This window comes from Neobacillus cucumis, from assembly GCF_016908975.1.
In the GTDB taxonomy this organism is placed as follows: Bacteria; Bacillota; Bacilli; order Bacillales; family Cytobacillaceae; genus Neobacillus; species Neobacillus cucumis.
In genome coordinates, this window is sequence record NZ_JAFBEX010000013.1 from 87,400 (window position 1) to 107,381 (window position 19,982).

At 39.3% G+C, this 19,982-nt stretch carries 18 protein-coding genes; 9 read left to right on the top strand and 9 right to left on the bottom strand.

Annotation, left to right across the window (positions count from 1 at the left end):
* Positions 1-625: 625 nt before the first annotated feature.
* On the bottom strand, positions 626-1,255 hold the full coding sequence (locus JOC76_RS18080) for a GntR family transcriptional regulator (protein WP_205179861.1): 630 nt from the start codon (positions 1,253-1,255) through the stop codon (positions 626-628).
* Positions 1,256-1,509: 254 nt separating this feature from the next.
* Between JOC76_RS18080 and garR the strand changes: the two genes are divergently transcribed.
* From garR to JOC76_RS18095, 3 genes are all read left to right on the top strand, one after another.
* Positions 1,510-2,403, top strand: a complete 894-nt coding sequence (gene garR / locus JOC76_RS18085; RefSeq protein ID WP_205179862.1) for a 2-hydroxy-3-oxopropionate reductase — start codon at positions 1,510-1,512, stop codon at positions 2,401-2,403.
* 3 nt (positions 2,404-2,406) lie between these two features.
* A complete protein-coding gene (locus tag JOC76_RS18090) occupies positions 2,407-3,843 on the top strand; it encodes a four-carbon acid sugar kinase family protein (RefSeq protein ID WP_205179864.1) in 1,437 nt (478 codons plus the stop codon).
* Between the two features lie 66 nt (positions 3,844-3,909).
* Entirely contained in the window at positions 3,910-5,232 is a 1,323-nt protein-coding gene (locus tag JOC76_RS18095) for a gluconate:H+ symporter (protein ID WP_205179866.1), read from the top strand.
* Between the two features lie 96 nt (positions 5,233-5,328).
* Here JOC76_RS18095 and dltD read toward each other — a convergent pair whose 3' ends face one another.
* The 5 genes from dltD to dltX are packed head-to-tail and all read right to left on the bottom strand — an operon-like array spanning position 5,329 to position 9,600.
* A complete protein-coding gene (gene dltD, locus JOC76_RS18100; RefSeq protein WP_205179868.1) occupies positions 5,329-6,525 on the bottom strand; it encodes a D-alanyl-lipoteichoic acid biosynthesis protein DltD in 1,197 nt (398 codons plus the stop codon).
* Positions 6,522-6,758, bottom strand: coding sequence for a D-alanine--poly(phosphoribitol) ligase subunit 2 (dltC, locus tag JOC76_RS18105; protein WP_205179870.1), 237 nt, complete (start codon positions 6,756-6,758; stop codon positions 6,522-6,524). Before dltC ends, dltD begins: the two co-directional genes overlap by 4 nt.
* A 5-nt stretch (positions 6,759-6,763) precedes the next feature.
* Positions 6,764-7,930: a D-alanyl-lipoteichoic acid biosynthesis protein DltB gene (gene dltB, locus JOC76_RS18110; protein ID WP_205179872.1), complete on the bottom strand. Its 1,167-nt coding sequence runs from the start codon at positions 7,928-7,930 to the stop codon at positions 6,764-6,766.
* Complete coding sequence (gene dltA, locus JOC76_RS18115) at positions 7,927-9,432, bottom strand: D-alanine--poly(phosphoribitol) ligase subunit DltA (RefSeq protein ID WP_205179874.1); 1,506 nt, start codon at positions 9,430-9,432, stop codon at positions 7,927-7,929. The genes dltB and dltA overlap by 4 nt, the downstream gene beginning before the upstream one ends.
* A gap of 18 nt (positions 9,433-9,450) precedes the next feature.
* Positions 9,451-9,600, bottom strand: coding sequence for a teichoic acid D-Ala incorporation-associated protein DltX (dltX, locus tag JOC76_RS18120; protein WP_205179876.1), 150 nt, complete (start codon positions 9,598-9,600; stop codon positions 9,451-9,453).
* 245 nt (positions 9,601-9,845) lie between these two features.
* Between dltX and JOC76_RS18125 the strand changes: the two genes are divergently transcribed.
* The 4 genes from JOC76_RS18125 (at position 9,846) to JOC76_RS18140 (ending at position 14,119) form a co-directional block, all read left to right on the top strand.
* The gene (locus JOC76_RS18125) at positions 9,846-11,048 is read left to right on the top strand and encodes an MFS transporter (protein WP_205179886.1); all 1,203 of its coding nucleotides are present in this window, start codon (positions 9,846-9,848) and stop codon (positions 11,046-11,048) included.
* Positions 11,049-11,142: 94 nt separating this feature from the next.
* The gene (locus JOC76_RS18130; RefSeq protein WP_205179888.1) at positions 11,143-12,258 is read left to right on the top strand and encodes an FtsZ/tubulin family protein; all 1,116 of its coding nucleotides are present in this window, start codon (positions 11,143-11,145) and stop codon (positions 12,256-12,258) included.
* 218 nt (positions 12,259-12,476) lie between these two features.
* Entirely contained in the window at positions 12,477-13,238 is a 762-nt protein-coding gene (locus JOC76_RS18135; protein WP_205179889.1) for a TerC family protein, read from the top strand.
* Positions 13,239-13,369: 131 nt separating this feature from the next.
* Positions 13,370-14,119: a sulfite exporter TauE/SafE family protein gene (locus JOC76_RS18140; protein ID WP_205179890.1), complete on the top strand. Its 750-nt coding sequence runs from the start codon at positions 13,370-13,372 to the stop codon at positions 14,117-14,119.
* 56 nt (positions 14,120-14,175) lie between these two features.
* Here the strand turns inward: JOC76_RS18140 and JOC76_RS18145 are convergent, their stop codons facing one another.
* Together JOC76_RS18145 and JOC76_RS18150 are read right to left on the bottom strand one after the other, a co-directional pair.
* Entirely contained in the window at positions 14,176-16,428 is a 2,253-nt protein-coding gene (locus JOC76_RS18145; RefSeq protein ID WP_205179891.1) for a glycosyltransferase family 39 protein, read from the bottom strand.
* Between the two features lie 19 nt (positions 16,429-16,447).
* The gene (locus JOC76_RS18150; protein ID WP_205179892.1) at positions 16,448-17,434 is read right to left on the bottom strand and encodes a glycosyltransferase family 2 protein; all 987 of its coding nucleotides are present in this window, start codon (positions 17,432-17,434) and stop codon (positions 16,448-16,450) included.
* A gap of 159 nt (positions 17,435-17,593) precedes the next feature.
* Between JOC76_RS18150 and JOC76_RS18155 the strand changes: the two genes are divergently transcribed.
* The gene (locus tag JOC76_RS18155) at positions 17,594-18,508 is read left to right on the top strand and encodes a Gfo/Idh/MocA family protein (RefSeq protein WP_205179893.1); all 915 of its coding nucleotides are present in this window, start codon (positions 17,594-17,596) and stop codon (positions 18,506-18,508) included.
* 106 nt (positions 18,509-18,614) lie between these two features.
* The gene (locus JOC76_RS18160; RefSeq protein ID WP_205179894.1) at positions 18,615-19,226 is read left to right on the top strand and encodes a class I SAM-dependent methyltransferase; all 612 of its coding nucleotides are present in this window, start codon (positions 18,615-18,617) and stop codon (positions 19,224-19,226) included.
* Between the two features lie 167 nt (positions 19,227-19,393).
* Here the strand turns inward: JOC76_RS18160 and JOC76_RS18165 are convergent, their stop codons facing one another.
* Positions 19,394-19,972, bottom strand: a complete 579-nt coding sequence (locus JOC76_RS18165) for a hypothetical protein (RefSeq protein ID WP_205179895.1) — start codon at positions 19,970-19,972, stop codon at positions 19,394-19,396.
* Between the last annotated feature and the right edge of the window lie 10 nt (positions 19,973-19,982).

Here is a 19,982-nt window from a genome sequence, read left to right on the forward strand (position 1 = left end):
TTCTTGTGAATTTGCATTAGCACTCCAATTACAAAAAAAGCATCTGCATTATGCAGTAACGGGTTCCGATATCTGTCACTTTTTATAAAAATGTCCTTATATTTGTGATCAATTTTGTCCTGCAAAATTCAGGGTTTCCAAAGTGCCACCTAAGCATTTTATGGCCAAGGCACTCTTATAAAACTAAATGTTGATTTCATTGCTTTTGAAAAATAACCGGAAAAATTCCGTTTAAATTGGGAAATACCCATATTTCCTTAAAAATAAGCGGAGCTTTTCCGCTTATTAATTCTCTTACCTACACGAAAATCAATAATAAAAAATAACAGAGCCAAGGCCAAAGAAAAACGCAGTTTTGCAGTCCAATTTACGAGGTAACAGAAATCTCTGTAACCTTACATTTTGATATACAAATTGGACTACAGTTTCACGCCTATTTTTATAATTATTCGAGTTATATCAATAAAAAAATGACCATCAAATTAACATAAAAATTGATGGTCATTTTAATATACATTTTGGATTTTTGTGACAGGTAACAGAACCCGTTAATTATGCAGGTGCTTTTTTACGCTATAAAAACACACTTCCCCAAATTGCAGAAAGATGTGTTATTTATTTAAGCCTATTTACCAATTAGATGCAGACAAAAGTCTAAATCGGCTTGTAAATGGTTTTTCATCACCATTTCTGCCCTTTCTCCGTCTCTTGCCTTAATAGCCTTGTAGATTTCCTCGTGTTCATCAATTAGATGGGGACGGTTGTAAAATACAACGGTTTTACGGAAAAGATAAATCGTAGATTGCATCCGGTCAATAATATCAATCATAACGGGATTATTGCTGGCATTAACAATAATTTCATGAAAGCGTTCATTAGCACGCATGATCTCTTCGACAGTACCTTTCCTTCCAATCTCAACACAGTTATATAGAGATTCCAGTTCGTCTTCCTTCAGATAGGATGCTGCACATTTTGCTGAAAAGCCTTCCAAAAGTATTCGAACTTGAAACATATTTCTCAAATCCTTTTCGGTCGGTTTGACAACCCTCTTATTCACTATAAGCCCTTCTTGTTCCAATTTGCGAATGGACTCCCGTATCGGCGTTCTGCTCACACCTAATTCAGCGGCAACCTTTTCTTCGACAATCTTGGTTCCACCGGGAAGCTCGCCATTTAAGATTTTATCACGAATAATTTCATAGGATTGATGGAAAGCCGGACGAGAACGATCACTTCCTAACAAAGTTTTCACCTCAATATGAATTCACTAATTAAAATTATCTTACCAAATATAGAGACAAAAAAATACAGAGTCATTGGTTATCTCTACAAATAATTATACACTAAATAAAATTTTGTATACAAAATAAATAAAAATTGTATACAAAATTAAAATGTTAGTATACAATAGCAAATGTAATCAACTAATGAAAGCGATTGCCTTAATTTCAAAAATGCAATTTGCTTAATGTATATTGAATGAATAGTCATCGAGGAGGAATAAAAATGGAACGAAAAGTCGGTTTTATTGGACTTGGAATTATGGGAAAACCAATGACACTAAATCTAATGAAGGCAGGGCATACACTCACTGTTTTTGATCTTAATCAAGAGGCGGTAAGTAGTCTAGTTGAGGCTGGAGCGACTGCAGCTGCATCACCTAAAAAAGTGGCAGAAAACAGTGATGTCATTATTACTATGTTGCCAGCTTCTAAACATGTACAAGAAGTTGTATTAGGTGAGAATGGCGTCCTTGAAGGAGCAAAAGAAGGATCAGTCATCATTGATATGAGTTCGATTACTCCAGAAGTATCTAAAGAACTTGCAGCTGAAGCAGCGAAAAAAGGAGTAGGTATGCTTGATGCACCTGTAAGCGGCGGAGAACCTAAAGCTATTGACGGTACTTTAGCAATCATGGTAGGCGGTAATGAAGATGTCTTTGAAAGCGTTCAATCCGTACTTTATGGCATGGGTAAAGACGTAACTTTAGTGGGTGACAATGGCTGTGGGGTAACAGCAAAATTGGCCAATCAAATTATTGTAAACCTTAACATTGCCGCTATGTCTGAGGCACTTGTATTAGCAGCAAAAGCAGGCATTAATATTGAAAAAATGTATCAGGCCATCAGAGGAGGACTAGCAGGAAGTACCGTGCTCGATGCAAAGGTACCCATGATATTAGATCGAAACTTTGTTGCAGGCGGAAGCATTGCTATCAATATGAAAGATATTACGAATGTAATGGATACAGCTCATGAAATCGGTGTTCCATTACCGCTATCAAGCCAATTATTAGAGATTTTCCATGCGTTAAAGGTCGATGGAAAAATAAAAGACGATCATGGCAGCATTGTTAGATATTATGAAAAACTTGCAAATGTTGAAGTAAAGAGGGTTTAAACCATGAATGAGACAAAAAGAGTATCCGTAGAAATTCTTGAAACTCTTCCTGAAGTAAACCGTGCGTCAGTTGATCAATTGCATGCCGAAGCGTTAAAGAATTTAAATAAAAAAATAATTGTTCTCGATGATGATCCCACGGGTGTTCAAACAGTCCATGACATCTCTGTTTTTACAGATTGGTCTGTGGAAAGCATTGAACAGGGATTTAATGAAGAACAGTCCATGTTCTTTATCTTGACAAACTCACGAGGATTTACGGCTGACGAAACAGAAAGTGCACACCGGGAAATTGCGGAAAATATTCTTACCGTTGCTACGAAACTAAACAGGGAATTCATGATTATCAGCCGCGGGGATTCAACCTTAAGAGGACACTATCCTTTAGAAACAAATGTCTTAAAGGAAACCATCGAAACAGCTTCTGATATAAAAATAGATGGTGAAGTCATTCTTCCATTTTTTAAAGAGGGAGGACGACTTACCATCAATAATATTCATTATGTCCAGTATGGTGAAGAGCTCGTACCTGCCGGTGAAACAGAATTTGCCAAGGATCGTACCTTTGGTTACACAAAATCAGATCTAGGTGAATGGATCGAAGAGAAGTCGAATGGAGAATTTTTAGCTGAAAATACCTTATATATTTCACTTGAAGAGCTTCGCTCATTACAAATTGAAAAAATAGCCGAAAAGCTTCTTCAAGTAAACTACTTTAATAAAGTAGTAGTTAATGCGGTTGATGAGGTGGATGTGAAAATTTTCACCATTGCTTTAGCACAAGCTATCAACAGCGGCAAGAACTTCTTATTTAGGAGTGCGGCAGCTCTTCCAAAAGTTATCGGAGGAGTGAGCAATAAACCGCTGCTTACTAGAGCAGAATTAGTGGGAGAAGAAACAGGGAATGGCGGATTAATTATTATTGGTTCCCATGTGAAAAAAACGACCGAACAGCTGGAAGAGCTTAAAAAGTTAAGTGCCATTGAATTTATTGAATTTAATAGCCATTTAGTTTTACAGCCTGAAGCATTTCAGAAAGAATGTGACCGGGTAATTGAAACAACTGAAGCTCTGATTAGTTCCGGTAAAACCGTTGCTGTTTATACCAGCAGAGAGCGTCTTGACCTTGGGGAAGGTAAAAAAGAAGAAGAATTAAAACTCTCCGTTTCGATTTCAGATGCGGTCACAAGTATCGTCACTAGATTACAAGTTAGACCGAACTTTCTCATTGCAAAAGGCGGGATTACCTCAAGTGATGTCGGGACAAAAGGCTTGAAGGTGAAAAGAGCTACAGTGGCTGGCCAGATTCGTCCTGGTATTCCAGTTTGGAGAACAGGGGATGAAAGTAAATATCCTGGCATGGCTTATGTCATTTTTCCAGGGAACGTAGGATCCAAAACCGATTTAAAAGAGGTTGCTGAAATATTAAGCGGTAACTAGTATGTCTAAAAGGATGCCAATCATGATTGGTTGGCATCTCCTTAAACAAAGGAGAAGATGGAGAAAATGCCAATAGTATATATCTGCATAGGGGTAGCATTATTACTATTATTGATGGTGGTCTTTAAGTTAAACGCATTCATCTCGTTGATTGTAGTTGGATTGCTCGTAGGTATAATGGAAGGAATGTCACCAGTCGAAGCAATGACATCCATTACAACTGGCCTGGGCGGTACCTTGGGAAGTCTAGCTTTAGTGATTGTATTTGGGGGTATGATTGGGAAACTGATGGCTGATTCCGGAGGTGCACAGCGAATCTCTGTTACTTTGATCCGGGCATTCGGCAAGAAAAGAGTGCAGTTAGCTGCCGTTCTTACTGCGTTTGTGGTTGGAATCGCTCTATTTTTTGAAACAGGCGTTGTTGTTTTAATCCCATTAGTATTCACGATTGCTGCAGAAGCGGGTGTTCCTATTCTTTACATTGGAATGCCGGTTATAGCGGCGTTGATTACCATGCACGGTTTTGTTCCGCCGCATCCAGGGCCAACAGCGGTTGCAGGTATTTATCAAGCAAATTTAGGGAAGACATTATTATATGGAATTATCATTGCTATTCCTGCTGTTATTATTAGTGGACCATTATATACGAAGCTATTTAAAAAAGAGGATTTGGAAGTAGAGATTCCAAAAGGGCTTTTTACACCAAAACACTTTAAAGAAGAAGAAATGCCCGGATTTGGCATTAGTATGTTTACAGCTCTTATTCCAGTAATTCTTATTGCTTTCCAAGCTATTGTTGAAATTGTAGCTCCAAAATCAGGTCTATTACCAGCAGCTCAATTTTTAGGAAATCCAGGCGTTGCGTTGCTTATCTCTGTAATCGTTGCCATTTTTACATTTGGTCTTAACCGTGGCAGAAAAATGCCGGAACTGATGAATTCACTTACGGAATCCATCAGCAGTATTGCCGTTATTCTATTAATTATCGCCGGCGGTGGCGCATTCAAACAAGTTTTGATTGACAGCCATGTGGATAAATACGTTGCCCATCTAATGGAGGGATCATCCATTTCTCCATTAATCCTAGCATGGTTAATTGCCGCAATATTACGTGTTGTTTTGGGTTCTGCAACTGTTGCAGGTATGACTGCTGCTGGAATTGCGGCACCACTGGTTGCAGCAACACATGTAAGTCCAGAACTTATGGTTTTAGCTACTGGTGCTGGAAGTATGACGTTCTCCCACGTAAATGATGCAGGCTTTTGGATTTATAAGGAATTCTTTAACCTTTCCATTGGTAAAACGATTAAAACCTGGTCAGTTATGGTTACGATTGCTTCTCTTGTCGGGCTGGCAGGGGTGTTAATTATCAATCTTTTTATTAAATAATAGGTTGTGTAGATAGAAGTAGAAAAAGGCAACTAATCCCGGTTTTGGGAAGTTGCCTTTTACCTGTTTTATATAGAAAATTTTTAATGTTCTGCTTTACTGATTCATCGCGAGCTGTCTATCGTTCCCCTCATAAAATTGCTTGATAGCCTGGTCCGTATACACCCAGCCCTTCCAGCCAATGTGAATCGTATCTTTCATGAAATACGGATCATATTCATGGCCCGAGAAATCAGCAACTTGAAACCCTTCCGCTTCTATTTGCTTCTTAATCCGTTCATAATAAGCAGTACGCCCTTCCTTAGGAAACCCGGTATAATCATAATATTGTCCATTGACCGGTACAGAGATAAACAGAGGCTTTGCTCCGGCTTGCTTCAATACATCAAGAACAAGCTGGAAGTCTCCGTATTCTTTCGACACACCGTAGGAACGGTTTATGTCTTTATTTTTTAAAGACGGCATGAAAGCTTTAATTTTATTATATTGAGAGTTTACGATATAGAAGTGATTGTTCGTTGCCCGCTTCGCACCGTATTGATCTGCTTCCTTTTCTAATTGGTTCCACGATTTCTTTCTAACTTTCGGGGAAAGGTCCCGGTGACGAGATAAACCGCCAGCCAAGGAGTAATATAAATCCTTTTTCTCTAGCACATGCCGATAGGCAAGCGCAACAGGGCGAAGGACCCTTGCTTCCCATTTAGTCAATGGATCATTTGTAACTTCAGCCTTATAAAGTGTAGACAGAATTGGATCATTTTTAACAGATGAATAGGTTAAGAGGCGCTTAATGGCCTGTTTCTTCACCTTTGGATCAATCTGTTGATTAAAAGCAAAATCATATCCCTGCAGGGAAGAATAATTGGGTACAAAATGTGATTCATCGGCTCCTTGTGGATTAAACCATTGCGGAGACAACACAAATACGATTTTCTTATCCTTTAATTGATTAATATGCTCGGAAAAATTTAAAAAGTGAATCAATGACTCGGTTCCGCCACGGCCTATCAGAAAAGGTGTGAAGTCTTCATGGACCTCTTGAAAGTAATCAGAAGGATGAAAACGATCAAGCCTCGCCAGTTCTGATGAACCATAAATGGGCAGATAACGGCTATCATCGAGCATTTTTTGCTGTATATATTTACCTTGAAACATAAAAGGATTTAATTCGGTTGCTTCTTGGCTGATTCGATTTTTGGGAATCAGACTTTCAATCCAGCGATCGGGAATGATTACTAGGATAAATAAAACAAAAAACGCTAGAAAAAGCGGGATAAATACAGGCCTCTTCATCTCAAATCAGCCAACTGAATGGCGATTTGATTTGGTGTATTCCAAGTATCACGGTCAAATTCAGTAATTGGGACAAGGATGCCAAAACGTTCTTCTATTTGAACCAATAACTCGACTGTTCCAAATGAGTCTAATAGTGCCTCATCAAACAAATCGATATCTGGATTTTCTTTAACAACCTCATCTTGGCAAATTTCTGCTAATAATTCTATCACTTGATCTTTAAATTCCATCGAAATCATACTCCTTTTTGAATAAAATGTCCTGAGAATATATAAAATCCAAAGCATACGAAATGGAAGGTAATCACAATACTAACGATTCGAGTAAACCTTGTCTGCGGCCACCATTTATGCTTTTTATTAAACTGTTCGAATGTGTTGTAGCAAACCATTAACAAGGCATGGTAGATGCCATAAAGGATATATTGTATCTCAAGTCCATGCCAGACACCCATTAACAGAAATAATAAAATATAACCGAGATTAGAAGTGATGTTTCGGTTTTTTATCCACTTCTTTTTCGTTATCCAAAAAACGAATCGCATGTACACGTAGTCTCGAAACCAGAAGGAAAGGCTCATATGCCAGCGATTCCAGAAGTCTTTTATATTTCTGCTGATAAACGGCAGATTAAAGTTTTCCGGTGATTTGATTCCCATGATATAGCTGATACCAATCGCAAACGCACTATAGCCAGCAAAATCGAAAAATAAATAAAAACTATAGCCATACATATAAAAGAGCTGGCTTTGAAAATGATTTGTCGCGATAAATCTTAAGTTAATAAGGAAAAAATGATTAATAGAATATCCAATAATATATTTATATAAAAAGCCTCGGAAAAGTTTGTTGATCCCGTCGTATAAAAGCTGCTTATACTGTTCACCTGTTATTTCGGCCTTTAAATCCTTGTCAAACCGACGGTAACGGTCAATTGGGCCAGATGAGATGGTCGGAAAAAATAAAATAAAATACAGCAAACTAGCAAGGGGCAGCCGTTGCTTGATTAGTCCATCCCTTGTCTCCATAATTAATTGTGTTCCCTTAAATGTTAAATAGGAAATTCCCAAAAAGGACATCCAGTTGGTATCTGAAAAATACGGAAGCAACTTATAAACTGTCAATGGAAGAATAGAAGCAATCACCGCAAAAGAAAAAATCCAGCCGCTGTTGGCTTTTTTTCTATAGGCTATATATCCTTCGATTAATAGAACCTGCCATACTGTAAACAGAATTAAAGCAATCGCAGTTGACGGTTTAGATGAAAAAATAATGGCCAAGACCATTACTGAGACAATCATGTTGTATGTGTGAAATTTCTTACCCTTTAAGCCAAGAATCACAGTCGGTGCCAATAGAACAACTAGGATGAAAAAGAATGTAAAGGAACCATATGGAATCATACGAATACCTTTTCGCTAATTTGTTTTCGGTCTACTTTTCCATTCGGAGTCATTGGTAGTTCCTTATGGTATGAAAACTTTCTTGGAATCATATAAGCAGGTAATATTAATCCTAGTTCTTTTTTAATCGCACTGGTAAGCTGATATTCTTTTTCAAAAGGGTGTTCCGCCGGAATAATTAACACCGATAGGTATTCTATTCGTTCATCTTGATAAATGGGCACAACCACCGCTGAATTCACAAATTTCGATTTTCCAATATGATATTCGATTTCCTCAAGTTCCATTCGATACCCATGTAATTTGATTTGAAAATCTAATCTCCCTTTATAATAAAGTAACCCTTCTTTGATAAAACCGGCATCACCGGTTCTATAAGCTTGCTGTCCATTGTAATTAAAGAAGGCTTTAGTGGTGAGTTCTGGTTGTCCGAAATAGCCTTTGCTGACACTCGGCCCAACGATAATAATTTCGCCCTTTTCTTCCTCAGATACAGGCATATTTTCTTCATTTAATAGAATGATTTGTGTATCAGATTTTGCGACCCCTACTGGAAGAGTTTGATATTCCTTTAGCACTTTATCTGTTATTTCTGAAAAGGTAACAGCAACGGTTGCCTCAGTCGGACCATAGGTATTAAAAATCCTCGCCATTGGAAATCGTTCCCTCAGCTGCTGGCAAACTGAAACAGGAAGAATTTCACCGCAGAAAAGAAAGACTGATAATTCCGGAAGGAGTTCGCTGTTAAACGAAGGATCCATTAGGCACATTTGTACAAAGGATGGTGTGGAGGTCCATACCTGTGTCTTAGATTTTTTTAATGCTTCAAATAAGATTTTTGGTTTAGCGATTATTTCTTTTGTAATCGCAAATAGGGTCCCACCGCTTGCTAAAGCTGGATAGAGATCCATTACGGAAAGATCAAAGGAGAAGGGAGCTTGGTTTAAGAAGCGAAGTCCGCCTTCAATCGGAAAATCTTCCAGCATCCAATCCACAAAGCTTTGCAGATTGTTAGCAGATATTTGAACACCCTTAGGATTTCCTGTACTTCCTGATGTGTAAATAATATAAAAGTTCTCGTTTTCCTTCACCCAGTTGAAAGAATCAATGGAGGCAGCCAATTGTTTATCCATTTCTTCAAAGGTTACTGTTCTTACAGAAGACTCAATCGTAAGTTCGAGACCAGATACATTAATGAAGAACTCGGTTTGAGAATTATGAATCATTTTCTCCACTCTTTCTAATGGAATGGAGGTATCAACAGGAATATATGGATGACCGGCCTTTACACTGCCAAGGAAGGAAATCAACATTTCTGGTTCCATATGTCCATAAACCAAAATAGGTGAGTGCTTTTTAAGGTTTAGTGCCAAAATAAAAGCTGCCCATTGTTCTGATTTTTGCCAAAGCTCACCGTAAGTCATCTGTTTAGCAGGAGAGATAAAAACCAATCTTTCTGGATGTAACCTGGCATTATTTTGAATGGCTTTTAATAATTGCATGATGTAATCCCTCCATAATTAGAAATCATTGTAAATATACGAACCTGCACTCGCATTATTGAAACCATACATAAAAAACAGTAAAAGCAGAATAAGCAAGTAATACAGAAATCTACTGACCCACCTAACTTTCTCCTGATAAATGAAACCCTTTAATTTTTCCAGCATTATAATGATCCCCCACAAAAGATAGTCAAATATGACTATAATTTTGTATTTTTACGTAACTATCATAATTCTCATTGTAATTCTTTGCATTAAGATTTAATGAAAAGGAAATTAATTTTTAATTTTTTTCTTTTAAATTTGCTTTTAACCTGTCCAAATGCAGTGGACAAGTGTATTTCGATGGTGCCTGACACCAAAAAGGTGTAAAGTGAAAAGGGAAATAAGAAAGGAAGAAGGTTTTATCGTTGGAGAAGTTGCAACATGGAACGACTGGATTTCGAAAGGCTAATTTTGCTCTCTTTGCAGGAGGATTTATTACCTTTTCGATTCTTTATGATGTCCAGCCTTTATTACCTATCTTTACAAAAGAATTTGATGTCACGGCAGCAACTGGGAGTCTGACATTATCAGTCACGACCTTTACTCTTGCGCTTTCAATGATATTGATTAGTTCTTTATCTGAAGCGTGGGGGAGAAAAACGATTATGTCGGCTTCTCTGCTCTTATCGTCACTAATTGTCATATTCACGGCTTTTAGCCCGACCTTTAGCTCTTTACTCGGCTTTCGCGTACTCCAAGGGGTAGTGCTCTCGGGACTTCCTGCAATCGCAATGGCTTATCTTGGTGAAGAAGTAGATCCCAAAAGCCTTGGAATCGCAATGGGAATTTACATTAGTGGAAATTCCATTGGCGGAATGGCGGGCAGAATTATAACTGGATCGCTTACAGACTTATTCTCTTGGCGGATTGCGATGGGGAGTATAGGGATCATCAGTTTCATCCTAAGCATCTGGTTTTGGTTTCATCTGCCAAATTCCCGTTATTTTAAACCTAAGCCATTAAAGCTAAAAGCACTTAGCAACTCCCTGGTTGGTCATTTAAAAGATCCAGCCCTTTTGTGTTTGTTTTGCATCGCCTTTATCCTAATGGGCAGCTTTGTTACTTTATACAACTATATTGGCTTTGAACTGCTCGCACCGCCCTATCACTTAAGTCAAACCCTAGTGGGCTGGATTTTTATTGTTTATCTGACCGGTACGTTTAGTTCCACTTGGATGGGACGTCTTTCCGATAGCTTGGGACGGAAAAAGGTCTTATGGATTGGTCTATCCATTATGGCTGCGGGGGCCGTCTTAACCTTAGCGGCATCACTAGTGCTAAAAATTATTGGGATTGCGGTCTTTACGTTTGGCTTTTTTGGTTCCCATTCGATTGCTTCGAGCTGGGTGGGGAGAAGGGCGCGAGAGGCTAAAGCGCAAGCATCATCGCTTTATTTATTCTTTTATTACTCCGGTTCTAGCATCGCGGGTACTGCCGGCGGCTTTTTCTGGTCACATTTTGCTTGGAAAGGAGTAATCGGTTTTATCATTTGTTTACTCTTACTCGCCTTTCCGTTATCGCTCAAGCTATCTTCTGTATCAGGGAAACCGGTACAGGCTTTAAACTGAACCTTTCAACAAAGAAAGGTTCTTTTTTCATTGGAAAAGTCTAAATTTCTAAAAGATGAGTATGATTTTAAAAGAAAGGGAGGGGATAGGGAAAATGGCGAAATCAATTGGTATATTAGGTGTCGGCCAGGCCGGCGGAAATATTGCGGAAATTGCTGCCTCGATGGGCTTTCAAGCCGCGCTCATTAATACAAATAAACGCGATGGCACAGTGAATGCGAGGGTCGAAAACAAATACTTTGTTCCAGGTTACAGTGGGGCAGGTCAGGATAGGTCGATTGGGTTAAAAGCCGTCAATGAGAATTACCGGGAGTTAATTGATTTTGTCAAAAATTCTTTTAAGAATATTAAACTGTTATTAGTAGCCTTTTCGACAGATGGTGGAACAGGGTCAGGGATGAGTCCGCTCCTTATGGACATATTACTGGACCAGCTGCCAGGTGTCAGTATTGGAGCAATCGCAGTCGTCCCGGATCGGAATGTTCTAGCTGGAAACCGCATCAATGCGGCGACCTGCATCGCAGAGATTTCTAGGATTGAGGCTCTATCATCCGTCTTCCTTGTCGATAATGATCAGTTGCGGAAGTTAAATCCGCAGTCCAGTAAACATCAAGTCTATCTTTCTTCCAATCATCAAGTCATGGATGCCATCAATCATGTTCTGCAAGTGACGAAGAAAAGCTCCTTTTTTGGGAATTTTGACGGAACGGATTTAATGAATATACTTAACACAAGAGGAGTCACGATCATCTCCACCACTACGATTACGGATGCAAAGTCGACTGCTGATGTCACAAGTAAAATTCAACAATCGTGGGTAAATTCTATTTTTTGCCCAGTTGAATCAACGGGTGTCATCAGAGCAGGGTTAATCTATGAAGGTCCGGAAAATATGGCGAAACTGATTAATGTCCCATCCATTTTTGAAGGAGTTGGGGAACCGCTCGAATTATTCGAAGGAACCTATATTACCGAGTCAGATCCTACCATTACCACCGTCCTAGCGGGTCTCGCTTTTCCATCCCGCCGCTTGAAGGCACTTGAAGATCTGCTTGAGAAAAATAAAGAACGCCTCCAGCAACTGGCTAAAAAGGAGTATTCTCAGCATTATGAGTCACAAGTTACTTGGGCGTCTAACCTAAAAGCGCGACCGCAGGAGAAGAAACCAACTGCAAATATTGCATCAAAAATAACTAAATATCAAAAGTAAATGGAAGGGTTAGTCTCAAATACCGAGGCTGACCCTTTTTTATTATCCAGCTTAAGCGCCTAGCCCCTTTCGCTTTTATTATTGGGTATTTGTTCCTTTTTTAGGGTAAAATGAATTGAAGGTGTTTATATAATACGAAAAACTAGTGGGTTCTGCCATTTTTAAGCTAAAATAATCTAGGTAATATGTTTTGTTTTTAAAAAAAGGAGAAATGAACGATGTGGGAAGAAATTGTTTCAAACTTTACCTCCATGCTGAATTGGCATATGTGGGCAGATGTGTTAACCTCACCGAAGGCGTGGGGATTAATTGTATCGTTAGCGGTGCTAGAATGTATCTTATCTGCAGATAATGCTTTGGTTTTATCAGCATTTGTGAAACCATTGCCAAAGAAGCAGCAAAAGAAGGCTCTAGTTTATGGACTTTGGGGGGCGTATTTATTCCGGTTTATCTTTATCGGACTAGGAACGTTTTTAATTAGGCTTTGGTTTATTAAGTTGATTGGTGCAGCTTATTTACTTTGGCTATCCGTCAAGTTTTTTATAGACAAGTTTAAAAGTAAAGAAGACGGAGAAGAGGAAGATGTGCGTGAACCTAAGGGCTGGCTGACTCAAACTTTTGGTGTTTTCTGGGCAACCGTTATTAGTGTAGAGCTAATGGATTTGGCCTTTTCCGTTGATAGTATTTTAACAGCATTGGCTGTTTCCGATGAAGTTTGGGTTGTTTTATTAGGTGGTATGATTGGGATTCTCTTGATGCGAGGAGTGGCGACCTTCTTTATCAGTTTAATGAACAGGGTCCCAGAGCTCGAAACAACTGCGTATTTCTTAATCCTGTTTATTGCAGTTAAAATGGGGCTGACTCTGCTCAATTTCGAGATACCAAATGAAATGTTTATTGTCGTGTTGGTGGTCGCCTTTGTGATTACGTTTATTGTTCATGGCATTCGGAAAAATAGGACAGAAAGATTATCCAATTAAAATGCTTGGCTGCTATTGACATTAAGGTTAAGAAAACTCAATATGGATATAAAAGCAGAGGAATACATCAATGGTTCTTCTGCTTTTTTTTGCCTTAATTCAGATAATTACTAGATAAATAGGGGATACGTATGTTTAATTTATTTCATTTAAATGCCTCTGAGTGGGTTTGGATCATAGTGGCGGCGGTTTTGATAGGTTTTTCGAAAACGGGAATTAGTGCTTTTTCGATGCCGGTCATCCCGATTATTGCTTTAATCTTTGGAGGTAAAGAGTCAACGGGAATGATCTTGCCTTTATTAATTATTGGGGATATTTTTGCGATATATTATTATAATCGCCACGCTGACTGGAAAGACATAAAAGCTCTGTTGCCATGGGTGGTAGCTGGTCTGATTTTAGGACTGCTGGTGGGTGAGTATACAAATGATGCCCAATTTAAGATGATTATCTCTATTTGTGTTATTTTATGCTTAATCATTTTATTGTATATGGAGCGAAAGGGAGAAGGAGTAAAAGTGCCTAAGGGTAAGTGGTTTTATGCCTTAACAGGCGCCCTTAGTGGATTTACCTCGATGATCGGAAATGCTGCAGGACCAATCTTTAGTGTTTTTTTATTAGCAAAAGGATTTAAGAAAGATAAATTTTTAGGCACAACTGCTTGGTTTTTCTTTTTGGTTAATATTTCGAAGGTACCTATGCAAGCTTTGGCATGGCATAATATTCATTTAAAAACGCTGTTGTTTAGCCTTATGATGATTCCAGCGATTGCTGTTGGTGCCGTTTTGGGAGCATTTTTAATTAAAAGAATCAATGAAAAGCCGTTTCGGATTCTTATTCTAGTAGTTACTGCTTTATCTGCAATAAGATTATTAATCTAACAAAAAACAGGACTAAGATCAAATCGCCTTAGTCCTGTTTTTATTAGGTAAAATACCTAGTCTTTATAAACATACAACGTCTCCCCGCCGAAACGACCAAACGATGTTTGAATTTGTGAGCTAGTAGCTGATTGCCATTCGCTACTCGGAACTTCTTCACAATTATCCTTAATCCACTGTGTCACCGATTCACTTTGATTACCGCCCATACCTCCACGGCCTGAGATTAAGAAGAACTTCACATATCCGGCCTTCGCCATTTTTTCCAATTTTGCAGGCGTTAGAGCCGGGTCACTGCCAGAAAAACCGCCCATGGCCATAACGGAATAATCCGTATTAAGGATATAAGGAGCTGCAGTCTGCGTGCTGTCGGTTGCTAAGAAATATTTTTCACCGTCATAATTTTTTTCTAAATACGAAAGTAATGCAGTGTTTAATTGATTTCGATTATCCATCGTTTTACCGGCATTTGCTGGAGCACTTGCCGGAATGCTGGCAGAATCTTGATTTGTAGGTGGTGTCATGCTGCCATCTTGAGTTTGTGAGCCAGATGCAGAATTGCCACTCGTATCTTGTGCGCCCTCTGGTGCAATATTACCAGCCCCTCCTGGGAAGCCCATATTAGCTGCCATTCGAGCACCTCCGCCCATTCCGCCCATACCCGAACCTGGTCCTGCGATGGGAGTGCTTGCATTATTGGTTTTATTAATCGTTATACCCGTCCAGTATAACGGCAAAATCAATAAGGCTAGCAAGGCTGCCATTGGTAAGGCAGGGGAATACGTTTCTTTTTTCATGCGCTGAACCATAAGAATAAACAGGATAACCCCGACAAGAACCGTTCCAACTACCAAAAATTTGGATTGTGAATTTTGGTTAAGAATTAATGCCTCAAAAAGGAATGTAGTCAAAATGCCACAAGGCAGAAGCCCAGATTTCCATCCGTCATTGGTTGTAAAGTAATTCCAGAGCATTGTCCACCCAATTCCCACTAATGCCGCAATCGCTGGTCCCATCATACTTAAATAATATTGATGGAAGAACTGAGCCATGCTGAAGAAAATCATCATGGGAATCAACCAGGTAAGCCAAAAGGCAGCAAATTTGATGCGCATGTCAAATTTCTTTGTTTTCCTAAATTCCGCGAATAAACCAATGACAGCAAAAAGAATAAATGGTAATAACCAGCTTATTTGTCCGGAAAGTTCAGATGAGAATAAACGTAATGGACCGGCAGTACCAGTGCCAAACATCCCGCCTGTACCGCCGCCCATTTTACCGCCCATGCCGACTTGGAGGTTTGGCGGAGCGCCGTTACCCATTGGAGCTTGGGTGTTAGAGGAACTATCCGTCACAGCAGTTCCTTGGTTACTAGATGCGGCTGTTCCCTGGGTTCCTTGGGCTTGCCCAGAAGCAGCTGCTGACTGATTAGATGGAGTCTGCCCATTGCTAGTATTGGTTGTGGAACTATTATCTTTGTTTTGAACCGCAGTAGATGCACTACCCATACTTTTGGTCCCTTTATTTTGTCCTAGCAAACGCTGGATCCCATTATAGCCAAACGCCAGCTCCAGGACAGAATTGGTCTGACTGCTTCCGATATATGGTCTCTCACTAGCCGGAACAGAATCCACCGCTACCGCCCAGGATAAAGAAATTCCGGCCATAACCACGGTTGCAGCGATTAAATGCAGCAGCCGTTTCTTCCAGGTTAATTTCACAGCCATCCAATAAAACAAGAAAATCGCTGGTACAACCATATAGGCTTGCAGCATTTTAATATTAAAGCCAACACCGATTAAGGTAACACTTAGAATTAGCCAGCCTAGCTTTTTCTGATCGACGGCTTTCATCACGGCCCAGGCAGCTATTAATAGGGTGAGTATTAAAATACTGTCCACATTATTTGTCCGAACAACAGCCACAAAAATGGGTGAGCAGGCAAGAACCAAACTGGATAATAGTCCCGCTGTGCGACTGAATTTTGGCTTAACAAGTATATACATAAGAAAAACTGAAATAACACCTGCTAGAGCTTCCGGCAGTAAGACACTAAAATCACTAAGTCCAAAAATTTTGGCACTTAATGTTTGAATCCACAGCGCCACAGGGGGTTTATCCACTGTGATGAAGCCTTCAGGATCAAATGATGCATAGAAAAAAGCATGGAAATTTTGCATCATACTTTTGACTGCGGCTGTATAGTAGGTGTTTGTTCCAGCATTATTCAAATTATAAAAATTTAACCCTAACGAGAATAGGAGTATCCCAACTAAGAGATAATCCACTCTTTTCATGAATGCTTTCATTTCATTACCTTCCATATGGTTATTTTTTAAGCGTAATTGGTACTGGGTTGTTTCTTCTCAAGTTATTTCTTTCTTCCAGCCCGTAGTAATCACGGACAATATACAATGGACGATTTTTGGTTTCATCATAAATTCGTCCGATATATTCACCCATAATTCCAAGTAAAACAAGCACAAACGAACTAAAAAACAATTGAATGATAATTAGTGAAGACCATCCGGGGACTGTTGCATCGGTGAAAATTTTTAAATAGCAAACATAAAACATATAAATCAAACCAGCAATTGCGAGGAATGCTCCCGCATAACTCGCCAATTTCAAAGGTTTGTAGGAAAACGATGTGATTCCGTCCATTGACAGTTTTAACATCCGCTTTAATGGGTACTTCGTTTCACCAGCCGCCCGCGCGTCTCTCTCGTATTCAATGGCGATCTGCCGGAAACCTACCCAGCTAGCCATCCCGCGGACAAATCGGTTTTTTTCGCGGAGGCCTTTCATTTCCCCTACGACCTTTCGATCCATGAGACGGAAGTCCCCGGTATCAAGCGGAATATCAATATCGGTCATGAAGCGGAGTGTTCGATAGAAGAGGGAGGCAGATTGCTTTTTAAAAAAGCTTTCGCCTTTTCGGGACAGACGCTTCGCATAGATAACATCATAGCCTTCCATCCATTTGTCAATCATGTCCAAAATCAATTCAGGAGGGTCCTGCAAATCAGCGTCAATAATGACAACTGCTTCCCCTTGTGCATAATCCATCCCGGCAGAAATCGCTACTTGATGTCCAAAATTCCGTGAAAAGTTAATGAGTTTGACTTTTTTATCATTTCGTCCGAGTTCAACAAGGATTTCCTCTGTTGTGTCCTTACTGCCATCATTAATAAAAAGCAGTTCATAAGGGGCATTCGTAGAGTTCATCACAGAGGTTAATCGCTGATACGTTTTTTTTATGACCTCTTCTTCATTAAAAACAGGTACAATAATCGAATATTTTATATTTTTCACTGTTTAATTCTCCTTTCAAATAAATGGGTGAGAATGTTACCGTGAGTTATCTGACCCTACTTTAACGAATGAAACTTAATTAATTCTTAAAAATGATTTTTCTTTACGCATGAATTGATATACTTAATGGGACTGACTAACTTTTAAGGGGAGATTACAGTGATTAAATTCGGTGTCATTGGGCTCGGGGATATAGCGCAAAAGGCATATTTGCCGGTTTATAGTAGTTTGAAGGATGTAGAATTTCACTTTTTTACACGTAACCAGGAAAAACTGAAGTCGATTGGCAGTAAATACAGGTTTGAACATCTCCACTCTACTTTAGAGTCTTTGCTGAGCAGTGGTATATCAGGAGCGTTTGTTCATTCCTCGACGGCCTCACATGAAGAGGTAATTGAACAGCTTTTACAACATAATATCCATGTGTTTGTGGATAAGCCCATCACAGATCATTATGAAGGCGCTAAACGGCTAGTTGAATTAGCCGAACGAAAGGGCTTAATCTTAATGACAGGGTTCAATCGAAGATATGCGAACTTTTACCAGCAGCTAAAGGGAGTTACTGATCCCAATATGGTTTTGGTTCAGAAGCATCGGAAGGCATTGCCAGGTGAACCAAGAAATTTTATCTATGATGATTTCATTCATGTGGTCGATACGATGAGATACCTATTTCCGAACCCAGTTGAAGATTTAGTGGTTAATGGCAGAATCGTTGACGGGACTCTTTACCATGTTGTCGTTCAGTTTATTTCAAATGGAGCAACCGCGATTGGCATCATGAATAGGGACAATGGTACAAATGAAGAAATCGCTGAGGTAATGGGACCTTTGGAGAAGCGTAGTGTACATAATATCTCAAAATTAGTGGTTTCAAAGGGAATGGAAACCATTGAAGTACGAGGCAGTGACTGGGAGCCGACTCTTAAAAAACGTGGTTTCGAGCAAATGGTTGCAGATTTCGTACACGCGGTTACAACCAATTCAAAGCCTGCTATTTCAGGAGCAGACTCCCTAGAGACGCATAAAATCTGTGAGGAAATACTGGTAAAATTAGACAGTCATTTAGTGTAAAGATGCTGAAGATATAAAGAAGTGCCGCTTAGATTCATAACCTAAGCGGCTTTTTTAGGTTCACTTTGTTAAAATAAAGGGGAAAAAGTGTTTATAGGAGTTTCCGATGAGAGAATATTATTTTGATAAATTATTGAATATTAAAACCCGAGGCGACCAGCAGGGATTTAACAAGAGTTTGCATTATCACCGTTATGAGCCTACACCATACAGCGGACTAGAGGAACTTTTCCGTTATTATGACATTAACAGAGATGACCATATAGTGGACTTTGGCTCGGGGAAGGGGCGGTTAAATTTTTTCCTTCATTATTTTTATGATGTAACGGTTGTAGGGGTAGAAATGAACGAAGAACTTTATCAAGAGGCGCTGTTAAATCAAAAGCGTTATGTGAAAAAGAATGGAAAGGACAAAATCCGATTTATTTGCTGTTTAGCAGAAGCGTATGAAATCACCAGCTTAGATAATCGTTTTTATTTTTTTAATCCGTTCTCGATTCAAGTGTTCCGTAAAGTGGTGAACAATATCCTGCGCTCTTTGGAGGAGGCGCCACGGGAAGTGGAGCTGGTGTTATATTATCCTTCTGAGGATTATATTTATTTTTTAGAGCAGGACACGGCCTTTGAACGGAAGATGGAAGTCACCTTACCGTATGTCTATGAAAATAACCCGAATGAACGCTTTTTAATTTATCGATTTGGCGCTGTAAGTTTTTAAGAAAGTACTTTATGTCGATGTTGACTCAGGAAGTGCCGATAAAATGCTAAAAGTGCTGATAAATCATTATTAAGTGCCGATAAAATGTAGAAAAGTGCTGATAACTGCAACGTAAAAGCATTTTGAGATATTAGGAAGCCCCAATCCATCAGAAAGGGGCTTTTCTTCTATAATTTAAGAGCTGCATTTGATTTTTTACGATTCATTTTTTCAGAAGCGCTGACATATTTTTCGGTAAAGATGGTATAACCCATCACCACATAAGTTAACCCCCAGAAAAAGGCGAAATAGTCACCGAGGAAAGGAATTCCTAATGAAAGCAGCATGAGTGCAAAGATGCCGATATACCAGCGTGGAAAAAGGTTGGCGCGATATGTGACAATCATTAAGAGAAGTGTTCCTAGCAGTAACCCCGGATACGCTAATGATTCCGTGATATTGACAAAGGTGCCTGGCTTTGGCAATTCGCCAAAGGCAAAAAATCCATAAAACCCTCCAGCCAAAATGATATTACCAACTGAAAGGAGCAAGGTTGCTAAAAATCCAAAGAATCCAGCTTTCTTTGCCTGTGCTAAAAAGAGGTTGATTGAACTTAATCCCATTAAGATACTGGCTGTTAAAGCAAAAGCTAGTTCCTGTTTGCTATCAGATCCAAAAATGAGTCCCGCTGGAGTCATCCCCATTCGAGCAATACCGGCCAAAATACAAACCACCCCAAGCCATTTAATCGTTCTTTCTACTGTCATTCTATCCATC

What these genes read in the sequence shown, in the direction of transcription:
- JOC76_RS18130 (WP_205179888.1), top strand. Translation starts at nt 11,143, where the DNA reads ATGGCGAAATCAATTGGTATATTAGGTGTCGGCCAGGCCGGCGGAAAT.
- dltD (WP_205179868.1), bottom strand. Translation starts at nt 6,525, where the DNA reads ATGAAGAGGCCTGTATTTATCCCGCTTTTTCTAGCGTTTTTTGTTTTA.
- JOC76_RS18090 (WP_205179864.1), top strand. Translation starts at nt 2,407, where the DNA reads ATGAATGAGACAAAAAGAGTATCCGTAGAAATTCTTGAAACTCTTCCT.
- JOC76_RS18165 (WP_205179895.1), bottom strand. Translation starts at nt 19,972, where the DNA reads ATGACAGTAGAAAGAACGATTAAATGGCTTGGGGTGGTTTGTATTTTG.
- dltC (WP_205179870.1), bottom strand. Translation starts at nt 6,758, where the DNA reads ATGGAATTTAAAGATCAAGTGATAGAATTATTAGCAGAAATTTGCCAA.
- JOC76_RS18135 (WP_205179889.1), top strand. Translation starts at nt 12,477, where the DNA reads ATGTGGGAAGAAATTGTTTCAAACTTTACCTCCATGCTGAATTGGCAT.
- JOC76_RS18145 (WP_205179891.1), bottom strand. Translation starts at nt 16,428, where the DNA reads ATGAAAGCATTCATGAAAAGAGTGGATTATCTCTTAGTTGGGATACTC.
- garR (WP_205179862.1), top strand. Translation starts at nt 1,510, where the DNA reads ATGGAACGAAAAGTCGGTTTTATTGGACTTGGAATTATGGGAAAACCA.
- dltX (WP_205179876.1), bottom strand. Translation starts at nt 9,600, where the DNA reads ATGCTGGAAAAATTAAAGGGTTTCATTTATCAGGAGAAAGTTAGGTGG.
- JOC76_RS18140 (WP_205179890.1), top strand. Translation starts at nt 13,370, where the DNA reads ATGTTTAATTTATTTCATTTAAATGCCTCTGAGTGGGTTTGGATCATA.
- JOC76_RS18095 (WP_205179866.1), top strand. Translation starts at nt 3,910, where the DNA reads ATGCCAATAGTATATATCTGCATAGGGGTAGCATTATTACTATTATTG.
- dltA (WP_205179874.1), bottom strand. Translation starts at nt 9,432, where the DNA reads ATGCAATTATTAAAAGCCATTCAAAATAATGCCAGGTTACATCCAGAA.
- dltB (WP_205179872.1), bottom strand. Translation starts at nt 7,930, where the DNA reads ATGATTCCATATGGTTCCTTTACATTCTTTTTCATCCTAGTTGTTCTA.
- JOC76_RS18160 (WP_205179894.1), top strand. Translation starts at nt 18,615, where the DNA reads ATGAGAGAATATTATTTTGATAAATTATTGAATATTAAAACCCGAGGC.